14 protein-coding genes are annotated in these 13177 nt (G+C 39.4%); all 14 read left to right on the plus strand.

All coding sequences use genetic code 11. The features are described from left to right. The first annotated feature begins 89 nt into the window (after positions 1 to 89). Positions 90 to 2294: an anaerobic ribonucleoside-triphosphate reductase gene (gene nrdD / locus HMPREF3108_RS07025; RefSeq protein ID WP_045634776.1), complete on the plus strand. Its 2205-nt coding sequence runs from the start codon at positions 90 to 92 to the stop codon at positions 2292 to 2294. An 81-nt stretch (positions 2295 to 2375) separates the two neighbouring features. Next, complete coding sequence (locus HMPREF3108_RS10845) at positions 2376 to 2519, plus strand: hypothetical protein (RefSeq protein WP_045634777.1); 144 nt, start codon at positions 2376 to 2378, stop codon at positions 2517 to 2519. A 14-nt stretch (positions 2520 to 2533) separates the two neighbouring features. Then, positions 2534 to 3037: a GNAT family N-acetyltransferase gene (locus tag HMPREF3108_RS07030; RefSeq protein ID WP_045634778.1), complete on the plus strand. Its 504-nt coding sequence runs from the start codon at positions 2534 to 2536 to the stop codon at positions 3035 to 3037. Positions 3038 to 3046: 9 nt separating this feature from the next. Continuing rightward, positions 3047 to 3565, plus strand: a complete 519-nt coding sequence (locus HMPREF3108_RS07035; RefSeq protein WP_045634779.1) for a GNAT family N-acetyltransferase — start codon at positions 3047 to 3049, stop codon at positions 3563 to 3565. Further along, the gene (gene nrdG / locus HMPREF3108_RS07040) at positions 3562 to 4161 is read left to right on the plus strand and encodes an anaerobic ribonucleoside-triphosphate reductase activating protein (RefSeq protein WP_070494082.1); all 600 of its coding nucleotides are present in this window, start codon (positions 3562 to 3564) and stop codon (positions 4159 to 4161) included. Before HMPREF3108_RS07035 ends, nrdG begins: the two co-directional genes overlap by 4 nt. Positions 4162 to 4432: 271 nt before the next feature. Then, positions 4433 to 5893 (plus strand): LCP family glycopolymer transferase CpsA, encoded by a 1461-nt coding sequence (locus HMPREF3108_RS07045; protein ID WP_061594680.1) that lies wholly within the window; start codon positions 4433 to 4435, stop codon positions 5891 to 5893. Positions 5894 to 5896: 3 nt separating this feature from the next. After that, complete coding sequence (gene cps4B / locus HMPREF3108_RS07050; protein ID WP_045634781.1) at positions 5897 to 6628, plus strand: capsular polysaccharide biosynthesis protein Cps4B; 732 nt, start codon at positions 5897 to 5899, stop codon at positions 6626 to 6628. A gap of 30 nt (positions 6629 to 6658) precedes the next feature. Next, positions 6659 to 7354, plus strand: a complete 696-nt coding sequence (locus HMPREF3108_RS07055) for a Wzz/FepE/Etk N-terminal domain-containing protein (protein ID WP_045634782.1) — start codon at positions 6659 to 6661, stop codon at positions 7352 to 7354. Between the two features lie 9 nt (positions 7355 to 7363). Then, positions 7364 to 8059 carry a tyrosine-protein kinase gene (locus HMPREF3108_RS07060; RefSeq protein WP_046164514.1) on the plus strand — a complete coding sequence of 232 codons (696 nt, stop codon included), beginning with the start codon at positions 7364 to 7366 and terminating at the stop codon, positions 8057 to 8059. 24 nt (positions 8060 to 8083) lie between these two features. Then, positions 8084 to 9889, plus strand: coding sequence for a polysaccharide biosynthesis protein (locus tag HMPREF3108_RS07065; protein WP_070494093.1), 1806 nt, complete (start codon positions 8084 to 8086; stop codon positions 9887 to 9889). Positions 9890 to 9902: 13 nt separating this feature from the next. Beyond that, the gene (locus HMPREF3108_RS07070) at positions 9903 to 10508 is read left to right on the plus strand and encodes a sugar transferase (RefSeq protein ID WP_046164513.1); all 606 of its coding nucleotides are present in this window, start codon (positions 9903 to 9905) and stop codon (positions 10506 to 10508) included. A 6-nt stretch (positions 10509 to 10514) separates the two neighbouring features. Beyond that, a complete protein-coding gene (locus tag HMPREF3108_RS07075) occupies positions 10515 to 11381 on the plus strand; it encodes an NAD-dependent epimerase/dehydratase family protein (protein WP_061593917.1) in 867 nt (288 codons plus the stop codon). A 12-nt stretch (positions 11382 to 11393) separates the two neighbouring features. Then, positions 11394 to 12224 (plus strand): glycosyltransferase, encoded by an 831-nt coding sequence (locus tag HMPREF3108_RS07080; protein ID WP_176744524.1) that lies wholly within the window; start codon positions 11394 to 11396, stop codon positions 12222 to 12224. After that, positions 12221 to 13177, plus strand: a complete 957-nt coding sequence (locus tag HMPREF3108_RS07085; RefSeq protein ID WP_061593918.1) for a glycosyltransferase — start codon at positions 12221 to 12223, stop codon at positions 13175 to 13177. The genes HMPREF3108_RS07080 and HMPREF3108_RS07085 overlap by 4 nt, the downstream gene beginning before the upstream one ends.

Raw genomic sequence — 13177 nt, forward strand, 5'->3', positions numbered from 1 at the left:
TTAATTAAAAAAATTAAAAATATTACACAAGATATTGATTTTTTATTTTATAGTGTTATAATGAGTCATGTACGATTGGAGGATAGGAAATGATTACTTTAAGAGAAGAAACAGAGACCTGTATTCCTAATATTTATGTAGTTAAACGCGATGGCCGGCGCGTGAATTTTGACGTTGACAAGATTTATAAAGCTTTGGTCAAAGCGGCCTGTGAAGTGACGCCCATGTCTCCCTTGCTTGAAGCCAAGCTTGAAGGAATTACGGAGAAGATTGTTGCTGAAATCACTCATCGTTTTTCTCAGGATGTGAAGATTTATGAAATCCAAAACATCGTTGAGCATGAGCTTTTGAATGCTAATGAATATGCCATTGCCAAGGCCTATATCTCGTATCGAACCCAGCGTGACTTTGATCGTTCTCAGGCAACCGATATTAATTTTACAATTGACAAATTGCTCAATAAAGACCAAACAGTGGTCAATGAAAATGCCAACAAAGACAGTGATGTCTTTAACACCCAACGGGATTTAACTGCTGGGATTGTTGGCAAGTCCATCGGTCTTAAGATGCTACCTCCTCACGTGGCCAATGCCCATCAAAAGGGCGATATTCACTACCATGATTTGGATTATAGTCCTTATACACCAATGACCAACTGCTGCTTGATTGATTTTAAGGGCATGCTAAAAAATGGTTTCAAGATTGGAAATGCAGAAGTCGAGAGTCCTAAGTCTATTCAGACTGCGACAGCTCAAATCTCGCAGATTATTGCCAATGTAGCTTCTAGTCAGTATGGAGGCTGTTCAGCTGACCGAATCGATGAAGTCTTGGCTCCTTACGCAGAACTCAATTACGAGAAGCATTTAAGAGATGCCAAAGATTGGGTGCTAGCTGATAAAAGAGCTGATTACGCTTGGAAAAAAACTAAAAAAGATATTTATGATGCTATGCAGTCCTTAGAGTATGAGATTAACACTCTCTTTACCTCTAATGGACAAACTCCCTTCACTTCTTTAGGATTTGGTTTGGGAACCAATCGCTTTGAACGGGAGATTCAAAAATCAATTCTCAACATCCGTATCAAGGGCTTGGGAAGTGAACATCGGACAGCTATCTTTCCTAAGTTGATTTTCACTCTTAAGCGTGGTCTTAATTTAGAGCCAGGAAGTCCTAACTACGATATCAAACAGCTGGCGCTGGAATGTGCGACGAAACGGATGTATCCAGATGTCCTGTCTTATGATAAAATCATTGATTTGACTGGCTCTTTCAAGGTGCCGATGGGTTGCCGTTCCTTCCTCCAAGGTTGGAAGGATGAGAATGGGCAAGAAGTCAATTCCGGCCGTATGAATCTGGGAGTTGTGACTGTCAACCTACCTCGAATTGCACTGGAAGCTGAAGGAGATAAGGATAAATTCTGGTCCTTATTTGCTGAGCGAATGGCAATTGCTAAGGATGCTTTGGTCTATCGGGTAGAGCGAACCAAGGAAGCAACACCTGCTAATGCTCCAATCTTGTATCAATACGGTGCTTTTGGTAAACGCTTGGGCAAATATGATCAAGTCGACCAGCTCTTTACTCACCGCAGAGCAACAGTTTCACTTGGTTATATCGGTCTTTACGAAGTTGCAACTGCCTTTTATGGAGGAGAGTGGGAAGACAACCCAGAAGCTAAAGAATTTACGGTGGATATTGTCAAAGAAATGAAGCGTTTGGTTGGTGAATGGTCAGACGAATATGACTATCATTTCTCTGTTTATTCGACGCCATCTGAAAGTCTGACCGACCGATTCTGCCGGTTGGATACTGAGAAGTTTGGCCTTGTTCCAGATATTACAGATAAGGAATACTATACTAACTCCTTCCACTACGATGTACGTAAAAATCCAACACCTTTTGAAAAATTGGACTTTGAGAAGATTTATCCAGAAGAGGGGGCCTCAGGTGGCTTTATCCACTACTGTGAATACCCTGTTCTGCAGCAAAATCCAAAAGCTTTGGAAGCTGTCTGGGACTATGCTTATGACCGGGTTGGTTACTTAGGGACAAATACGCCAATTGACCACTGTTACAAGTGTGACTTTGAGGGAGACTTTACACCGACCGAGCGTGGTTTCACCTGTCCAAACTGTGGTAACAGCGATCCCAAGACAGTTGACGTGGTCAAACGGACCTGTGGTTATCTAGGTAATCCGCAAGCTCGTCCGATGGTTAATGGCCGTCACAAAGAGATTTCTGCTCGGGTCAAGCATATGAATGGCTCAACAATTAAGTTTTCAGGAAATGAGATCTGATTAAAACTAAATAAGAAGCGGGAGTGATACAGAACATCCGTGTGATGTATCGCTCTTTTTCATTAATCATTAGGAGAAAAAATGGGAAAATATCAACTAGACGATAAAGGTAAGGCTCAAGTAAGACGTTTTCATGAAAAGCATTCTACAGGAGCTAGCAATAAAAAGGTGCGAGTGACTAGTCTGCGGGAGCAATTTCTGGCAAAGGCTAGCAAGAAGAAGTAAAGTATGGTAGAGAAATGAAAGTAGAATTAAGGAAACCAAGACTAGAGGATAAGGCCACTATTTTGGAAATGTTAGCAGATTTTGAAGCGACTGGTGGCCGGCGTGACGGATTCTTTGGCGGAGCTGATTTTGTCTACGAGGATTGGCTGGAAACCATTCAGCTGGCAGAAGCCGGGCTGGGTTTGCCAGAAGGTTTTGTACCTTACATTCAGCTTGTGGCTTTTGCTGCGGATGGTCAGGCTGTGGGCTTTCTTAATTTGCGTTTGCAGCTCAATGACTATCTGCTCCAAGAAGGTGGGCATATTGGTTACAGTATTCGTCCGTCTGCGCGTGGCAAAGGACTGGCAAAAGAGCAGCTGCGACAAGGCTTGCAAGTAGCCAAAAGTAAAAATATTAGACAAGTCCTAGTGACTTGCGATAGGGATAATGCTGCCAGCCGAGGAGTCATTATTGCTAACGGTGGAGTATTAGAGGATATTCGAGGTGGGAAAGAGCGTTATTGGATTGATATAGATTGAGGAAAGCCTATGAAGTTACGACGACCAACTTTGGAAGATAAAGATGCTATTTTAGAGATGATTGCTGAATTTGATGCTGCGAAGTCTTATATGCATGGTGGTGTGGGCTCCACATGGAAGCGGGCTAAGAATTATGAGGATTGGTTACAAATGGTGAGACAGCAGGAGGATGCTGGGAATCTGCCAGAAGGATGGGTACCAGCAATTCAGTTTATCTCGGTTGACGAGGAAAACCGCCCACTGGGCTTCCTAGCATTGCGTCTCTTGTTAAATGAAAAACTCTTTATTGAGGGTGGGCATATTGGCTATTCGATTCGCCCGAGGGAACGAGGCAGGGGCTATGGGCAGGAGCAACTGCATCTGGGCCTTATAGAGGCTAAGAGAGCTGGTTTGGACTTTGCTCTGATTACCTGCGATGAAGAAAACGAAGCTAGCCGGCGAACGATTCTTGCTAATGGTGGCGTCTATGACAATACCATTCAAGGAAGCGAGCGCTACTGGATAGAGCTAGATGGAGAAGTGGCATGAATAATCCCAAACCCCAAGAATGGAAAAGCGAGGAGCTGAGTAAGGGTCGCATCATTGACTATAAAGCTTTTAACTTTGTGGATGGCGAAGGTGTCCGTAACTCCCTCTATGTCAGTGGCTGTATGTTCCACTGTGAGGGCTGCTACAATGCAGCACCATGGTCCTTCAACGCTGGTATTCCTTATACCCAAGAGTTGGAGGAGCAGATTATGAAAGACTTGGCGGAACCTTATGTACAAGGGTTGACCCTTCTAGGCGGCGAGCCTTTTCTCAACACAGGCATTCTCCTGCCCTTGGTCAAGCGGATTCGGAGAGAGCTTCCAGACAAGGATATCTGGTCCTGGACGGGCTATACTTGGGAGGAGATGATGCTGGAAACGGAGGATAAGCTGGAGCTGCTGAGTTTGATTGACATCCTGGTGGACGGCCGTTTTGACATTACCAAGAAGAATCTTATGTTGCAGTTTCGTGGCTCGTCCAATCAGCGCATTATTGATGTGCAGAAGTCCCTTCAGTCTGGACAAGTAGTTATCTGGGATAAGCTGAATGATGGGAAAGAAAGTTTTGAACAAGTTGATCGGGAAGGCCTCCTCTAATCACGATTAACCAGAGCAAAGATGCCCATGATAGAATATAAAAAATGGTCCCTGTTATATGGGACCATTTTTTGTAAACAAATTCTTGAGACCTCTGTAAAATACTCTATATTTATGCACTTTGCTTTTTTTCTTAAGTTAATAAAAGATAAAGAAGAATTGCTTTGGATCTTTACTATGATTTCTTAAAAATTTCTTAAAATAAGGCAGAATCTAAATATTTTTGTGATATAATAAGATGGAGTAATTATGTATAGGAAGTGTTTTTAGCATGTCTCGTAGAAAAAGCAATGGAACTACTGCTAAATCAAGACGTTTTAAAATCTTAAATGTTAGTTTATTCACCATTTATGTTTTATTAATCTCTGTCTTGATAGTTTATATATTCAGGTATAATATTTTAGCTTTTCGTTATTTAAATATTATTTCAACCTTTGTGATGATACTAGTAGCAGTTCTAGCTGCTCTTTTCATTTGGTTTAATAAGGCTCGGATTTTTACAACAGTATTATTGGTTCTGTCCTTGCTGATTGGATCAGGAACCATGTATGCTGTCAAGGAAATGGTGGACCTGTCTACTGGTTTGAATTCTACTTCTAACTATTCTGAGTATGAAATGAGCGTTGTAGTAGCAGCGGACAGCGACATTAAAGATATAAAAAAAGTAACCAATGTTTTAGCTCCAACCAATAATGATGGCGAAAACATTGTAGCCTTAACAGATGAACTGGCTAAGACCAAGAAAGTCCAGTTGACAGTGGATTCAGCGAGCTCTTATCTGGCGGCTTATAAGTCCTTGCTTGCTGGAGAGACAAAAGCTATTGTTATCAATAGTGTTTTTGAGGATACCCTACGAAGTGAAGATCCTGACTATGCTTCCAAAGTTAAAAAATTGTATTCTTACAAACTAACGAAAAAGGTTGAGACTGCAACTAAGAAGCATGATGTTAATGCAGATGTCTTTAATATCTATGTCAGTGGAATTGATACTTATGGTGGTATCTCATCAGTTTCTCGTTCGGATGTGAATATCATTATGACGGTTAACCGTAAGACCAAGCGCGTGCTTTTGACAACTACACCGCGTGACGCCTATGTACCTATTGCGGATGGTGGTGCGGATCAGCCTGATAAACTGACCCATGCGGGTATTTATGGTATAGATGCTTCGGTTCATACTCTAGAGAAACTTTATGGTATCGATATTCAGTATTATGTACGTTTGAATTTCACTTCCTTCCTCAAATTGATTGACCTTTTGGGTGGTGTTGATGTGTATAACGATCAAGAATTCACAAGCCGTCATGGAAATTACCACTTTAAGGTTGGAGATGTTCATCTCAATTCTGAGCAAGCATTGGGCTTTGTCAGGGAACGGTATTCATTAACGGGTGGTGATAACGACCGCGGTAAGAATCAGGAAAAAGTCATCGCTGCTGTTATTAAAAAGCTGACCTCAACAGATGCTCTGAAGAATTACAATAGTATTATTTCAGGTTTACAAGATTCTGTTCAGACAAATATGAGCTTAGAAACCATGATGAATCTTGTGAATACCCAGTTGGAAACAGGTGGGAACTATACAGTTACGTCACAAGCTTTGACTGGAAATGGAACAACTGGTCTGCCTTCATATGCTATGCCAGAAGCTGCCCTTTATATGCTGGAAGTTGATCCGGCAAGCCTGGATCAAATGAAGTCTGAAATTCAGACCGTTATGGAAGGGAAGTAAGCCATGATTGATATTCATTCACATATTGTTTTTGATGTTGATGATGGACCAAAAACAATAGAAGATAGCAGGGCCTTGCTGGAGGAAAGCTACCGCCAAGGGGTACGAACGATCATTTCAACTTCTCATCGTCGGAAAGGGATGTTTGAGACTCCAGAAGCAAAAATTGAAGAAAACTTCAAACAAGTCCAGGAACTGGCTAAAGAAATTGCGGATGATTTGACTATTCTTTACGGGGCTGAAATATATTATACAAGTGATATTTTGGATAAGCTGGAGCAAGGAAAGATTCCACGCTTGGCAGATAGCCAGTATGCTTTAATTGAATTCAGTATGATCACGCCTTACAAGGAAATTCATACAGCTCTGAGCAACGTTTTACGCTTGGGCGTTACACCTGTCGTCGCTCATATTGAACGCTATCATTGCTTAGAAAATGATGAAAAGAAGGTGCGCGACTTGATTAATATGGGTTGTTACACCCAGATTAATAGTTCGAGTGTTTTAAAACCAAAGCTGTTTGGAGACACTTATAAATTCATGAAAAAAAGGGCCCAGTTCTTTCTGGAGAAAGATCTGGTTCATTTCGTGGCCAGTGACATGCACAATTTGAATCCACGACCGCCTTATATGCAAGAGGCCTACCAAATCATCTCCAAGAAGTATGGGAAATCTCATGCAGAGCAGTTGTTTAGAAAAAATCAAGAATTATTGCTAAGAAGTGAATACATATAGGCTTCGCTCTTAGTATAGAGGAAAAGGAACATGAATAAAGAAAATCAACTAGTCGAAATTGACGTACTGTCTTTGATCAAGACGGTATGGAAAAGAAAGTTTATCATTCTGTTGATAGCGTTAGTGGCAGCTGTCTTAGCTTTGGGTTATAGCCTTTTTATTGCTAAGCCCTCTTATCAAAGTACGACACGGATTTACGTTGTCAACCGTCAGCAGACAGATAATAACACTCTGACCAACCAAGACCTGCAAGCAGGATCTTACTTGGTTAAGGACTATAAGGAAATCATTTTATCACAGGATGTATTGTCTACGGTTATTTCAGAATTGAAATTACCTGGGACAACAGCTGAATTAAGCAAGTCTGTAAGTGTTTCGGTGCCGACAGATACACGGATTGTATCCATCACTGTTAAAAATAGCGATCCTAACCAAGCTAGCCGAATTGCCAACACCTTGCGCGAAGTGGCAGCTGAAAAAATCATTGCCGTTACTAAGGTTTCAGATGTAACAACCTTAGAAGAGGCAGAAGTTCCAAAATCACCATCTTCTCCAAATATTCGCCGGAATGTCATGCTCAGTTTTTTTGCTGGAGTGATTGTAATGGTCATTATCGTAGTGTTTGTCGAAGTTTTAGATGATCGGGTTAAGAAACCAGAAGATATAGAAGAAGTGATGGGCTTATCCTTGTTAGGAGTCGTCCCAGATATGAGAAAACTGAAATAAGGAGTCGTTATGCCAGTATTAGAATTATCAAATAATAAAAAACAATCTATTCAGAAAACTGAAGAATATTACAACGCTCTTAGGACAAATATTCAGTTAAGTGGAGAAGACATTAAGATTGTGGCTGTCACTTCTGTTCAACCAAATGAAGGGAAGTCCACAACTTCTACCAATCTTGCTATTGCTTTTGCAAGAGCAGGATATACTACACTCTTGATTGATGCTGATATCCGAAACTCAATCATGTCAGGGGTATTTAAATCAAAGGAAAGAATTACTGGATTGACAGATTATTTGGTTGGGAAAAATGATTTGTCACAAGGATTGTGTGAGACTGATGTACCTAATCTCTTTGTCATTGAGTCAGGACAATCGTCACCAAACCCAACGGCGCTTTTACAAAGCAAAAACTTTGATGAGATGATGAATATCCTACGTCGTCATTATGATTATATTATTGTAGACACGCCACCTATTGGTTTAGTAATTGATGCAGCTATTATTTCACAAAAATGTGATGCAAGTTTATTGGTTGCTGAGGCAGGGTCAGTGAAACGTAAGGCACTTCAAAAATCTAAGGAGCAGTTAGAGCAGACAGGGACTCCTTTCTTGGGAGTTGTATTAAACAAATATGACGTGTCAGGAGATCGTTATGGAGTTTACGGTGCTTATGGGAATTATGGTGCTTACGGGAAAAAACATTAAAAATTAACTGGGGATATTATGGAAATAACTAGGGCACAAAAACGCTTAATATTGATGATAGTGGATACTATTATCATTTATATAAGTGGTTATATTGCTTACTTTTTCTTATCTGAATATATTCAAACAAGAGAATTAAACATAATACAAAATCAGACTTATGTGACAGTGCTATATTTGCTGGTTGGTCGAGGAATTACGGGAGCTTTTTCTATTCTAAATCGCTATACAGACTATAAAAATCTTAGCAAAATCGCCTTGACTTTAGCCGGGGCTTATATAGCGGTCTCAGTGATAGAAACTGTCTTTACTTTGGGTATTAGCTACCGTTTTATGCTACTGAGTTGTATGTTCTCGATTTTATTCTCTACATCTGTTCGACTAGCATGGAGGATATGGTATGGTTATAAAACGGGAGTAAGGTATGAAGAAGTTGCTAACGAAATGTTATTACGGACCTTAGTAGTGGGAGCAGGAGCTGGTGGAAGTTTGTTTATAACTACAGCTTTAAAGGATTCGCCTGATATTAAGATTGTTGCGGTGGTTGATCGGGATGTTAGTAAACATGGTTCTTTTTTACATGGAGTAAAGGTTGTAGGATCAGATAGTCAGATTCCAGAGATTGTTGCAAACTATGAGATTAATCAAATTGTAATTGCTATTCCATCCTTAGAACCAGAAGAGTATGAACGTATTTTGACTCTGTGCAAAGCGACGAATGCTACCGTTAAAGCCATGCCAAAATACGAAGAAGTGGTGACAGGAAAGGTTAGGGTTAGTAAGCTCAGAGAGATTGATATATCTGATTTGTTGGGACGAAAAGAGGTTGTGCTTGATCAGACAAGTTTGAAGTCAAATATCGAGGGCAAGACTGTACTTGTAACAGGGGCAGGAGGATCCATTGGGTCTGAGCTTTGTCGCCAAATTGCTCGGTTTAACCCGGATAGACTTTTGCTTTTAGGGCATGGGGAGAATTCTATCTATTTGATTCACAAAGAGCTATACAATCAATATGGATCTAAATTTGAAATTATTCCAGTTATTGCTGATATTCAGGACCGTGAACGTATTTTCCAAATTATGGAAAACTATCGTCCAGATAGAGTCTATCATGCGGCAGCTCATAAGCATGTCCCCTTGATGGAATATAATCCAAAAGAAGCAGTTAAAAATAATATATATGGCACTCGTAATGTAGCTGAGGCTGCTAAAGCTACGGGCGTTACCAAATTTGTAATGATTTCAACAGATAAGGCTGTGAATCCACCAAATGTGATGGGGGCGACTAAGCGTATAGCTGAGATGGTTGTAACTAGCCTTAATGAAGAAGGAAAAACAATGTTTGCCGCAGTTCGCTTTGGGAATGTTCTAGGTAGTCGTGGCAGTGTTGTTCCTTTGTTTAAAGAACAGATTGCAAAAGGGGGCCCTGTGACTGTTACTGATTTTCGTATGACTCGTTACTTTATGACTATTCCAGAAGCTAGTCGATTGGTCATTCAAGCTGGGGCCTTAATGCATGGAGGCGAAGTTTTTGTACTGGACATGGGAGAACCGGTTAAAATTTTGGATTTAGCCAAAAAGATGATTTCGTTAAGTGGTCATTCAGAGGCAGATATTAATATTGTTGAAACTGGAATTAGACCTGGTGAAAAATTATATGAGGAACTGCTTTCTACTCAAGAAAGAGTTGATGAACAGGTATATGAAAAGATTTTTGTAGGAAATGTACATGCTCCAGCCAAGAAGGAAGTTGATGATTTCATTGACACTTTATTAGAGCTGAATGAGACTGAGTTGAAGCAAAGATTAATTGACTTTGCTCAACAATAGAAATGGAGAAAAAATGTACAAATTTATAAAGAGAAGTTTAGATGTTTTCTTATCGTTAGTGGGGATGGTTATTTTGTCTCCATTCATTCTCATACTAATTATTGTTATAAAGTTAGATTCAAAAGGTCCTGTATTGTTTAAGCAAAAACGTATTGGTATCCATAAAAAAACATTTCAAATTTTAAAGTTCCGGACTATGCGAGTTGACACACCCAAAGATACCCCAACTCATTTGCTACAAAATCCTGATCAGTGGATTACCAAGGCAGGCCATTTCCTCAGAAAGACATCTTTGGATGAATTGCCACAAATATGGAACATTTTTGTTGGGGACATGAGTATCATAGGTCCAAGGCCGGCTCTTTGGAATCAGTATGATTTGATTGAAGAGCGAGACCGTTATGGAGCAAATGATGTTTTGCCAGGTCTGACAGGTTGGGCTCAGATTCACGGACGGGATGAGTTGCCTATTGAAAAAAAAGCTGAGCTAGATGGTTACTATGTAAAACATATGTCTTTTAGACTTGATTTACATTGTTTTTTTGGAACAATTAAAAGTGTTGTTAAGAGTGAAGGCGTTGTCGAGGGTGGAACCGGAACATTGGAACAAAAGGATTAGTTAAAGATGACAAGAATTTTGATTACTGGGAAAGATAGCTATATAGGGAAGTGTTTTCTATCTCATGTTTCTGAATCACCCGACTTTTTAGTTGAGGAGTTGGATGTTCAAAAAGACACGTGGAAAAGTCATGATTTCTCTCAATATGATGTCATTTTTCATGTAGCTGCAATTGTCCATCTGGCAAATCCTTCATCGGAAATGGCATCTGTTTACCAGCGTGTCAATACTCAGTTGCCTTTTGAGTTGGCTCAGAAAGCAAAGAAGGAAGGTGTGAGTCAATTCATCTTCATGAGTAGCATGAGTGTTTATGGTGAAATCAAAGGGCCAGGAGTGATAACAAGAGATACAATTCCTGCTCCTCAGTCTATGTATGGAAAAAGTAAACTACTAGCGGAGCAACTACTCACAGAGTTAAGCTCTCCAGAATTTCACGTGGTTATTTTGAGGCCACCTATGGTTTATGGTCCAGGAGCAAAGGGAAACTACCAGCGACTATCCAGTTTAATCAGAAAATTACCTCTCTTTCCAAGAGTTGACAATGCTAGAAGTATGATTTATATTGATAACTTAAGTGAGTTTATTCGATTGTTGATAAAGAATAGGGAGAATGGTATTTTCTTCCCTCAAAATCGTTCCTATGTAAATACTTCTGAACTAGTAAGCGAAATAAAGAAATCTCAGGGATCTCACATCCTTCTACTGCCAGGTTTTAATTGGTTAGTAAAAGCTTTAGGACGCTATATTCCAACATTCAACAAACTATTCTCTACTTTGGTCTATTCGGAAGAAATGTCTGTCTATTCAGAGGACTATCAATTGGTTTCTTTTTCTAAATCTATTCAACAGACCGAACAACGCGAGAAAATTTGATAAGGGAAGGAGATGTTGATTATTAAGTTTTCAGTTTTAATGTCAGTTTACAAAAAAGAAAATCCAATTTATTTATCAGATAGTCTAGAGAGTATTTTGGTTAACCAAAATTTGAAGCCTGACGAGCTAGTTCTGGTGAAGGATGGCCCTCTGACAGATGAGTTAGAAAAGGTGATTACGCGTTATCAGGGCTATTTTACAAATTTTAAAACTGTACCTCTCGATACAAATGTAGGATTAGGTTTAGCGCTTAGAGAAGGCCTAGAACATTGTAGTTATGAGTTGGTTGCACGAATGGATTCGGATGATATTGCTAAGCCCGATCGTTTTGAGAAGCAGTTGAACTATTTCCAAGAGCATCCCGAAATAGATATCTTAGGAAGTGCGGTTACAGAAATCAATTCAGGGATTGATGAAGTCATTTCAGAAAAGAAAATGCCTTTATCACATGAAGCTATTTTGACCTATATGAAGAGACGAAATCCCTTTTGTCATATGACGGTTGTTTTCAAAAAATCTGCAGTCCAAAAATCAGGTAGTTATCAATCACTAGACTTGGTAGAAGATTATTATCTCTGGGTTCGCATGGCTGCACAAGGTTGCCGTTTTGGCAATATGGAGCAATCATTAGTGTATGCTCGTATTGGAAATGGAATGCATTTACGAAGAAGTCAGCCAACACAGATTGCTAGTTGGAAGGTAATTAATGACTTTATGTTGAAAGAAAAAATGATTGACAGAAGAGATTGGATAAAAAATCTATTGTTGGTCATTGCCTTTGTCTATATGCCTCTGGGGTTGAAAAAAAGAGTTTATAAAAGAATATTAAGGAAACAAAGATGATTAGCGTTTTAATGGCCACTTATAATGGAAGAAGGTTTATCGAGCAACAGTTAGATTCCATTAGACTTCAAAATTTAGTACCAGACGCGGTCATAATATGTGATGATTGTTCATCAGATGGAACCTATGAGTTTGTCCAAGACTATATCAGTCAACATAATCTGACGACTTGGAAAGCAATTCAAAATAGGGAGAATCTTGGCCATTATAGAACATTTTTACATCTTGTCAATCAAGTTCAAGAAGGGCTTGTCTTTTTTTCAGACCAAGATGATATATGGCTTCCAGATAAAATTTCCACTTTGTCGTCATTTTTTCTAAACTCAGATGTGGCTATGGTTTACAATCAGTCAGAAATTATTGATGAGGGAAATCGGGTATCTGAGAGACCATCATTATCTGGTGGGAGTCAGGTTAAAGATTTGGCCTTTCTTTTAAAAAAATGGCCTTCAGGATATCAGACGGCTTTTAGACAGGAAGTGTTGCAGGATATTTTAACAAAATCTTATCAAGAATTGCCGGGATTTGACTACCATGATGTTTTATTTGGAATGTTGGCGTCACTCTATGGCCAAGTTATTGATGTCAATCAAATTTTAGACAAACATCGGATTCATTCCAACAATGTGACACAATCGATAGCTAGTAAAAGTTTTAACAAAACACGTCAATATCGAATTACCTATTTGGAAAAGGTACTGAATCGTTACCAATCTGTTAAAGAAGTTATTTTAAAAATGCATAGAAAAGATCTAGAGCCGACGGTAAATGAAGCTATCCAGTTAACCAAATGTCGGATAGGATTTTTGAAGCAAAGAAAATTGTCCTTGCTTGTCAGTTTATGGAAAAACAGGAAGATCTATGCAGGAAGAAAGGATCTAGTCAGCGATGTGGTCTATGCTTTTTCATTAAATAGGTTAGCGAGATTACTATTGAAAATCATAAAAAGGTAA

Source organism: Streptococcus sp. HMSC10A01, assembly GCF_001807785.1.
GTDB lineage: Bacteria > Bacillota > Bacilli > Lactobacillales > Streptococcaceae > Streptococcus > Streptococcus gordonii.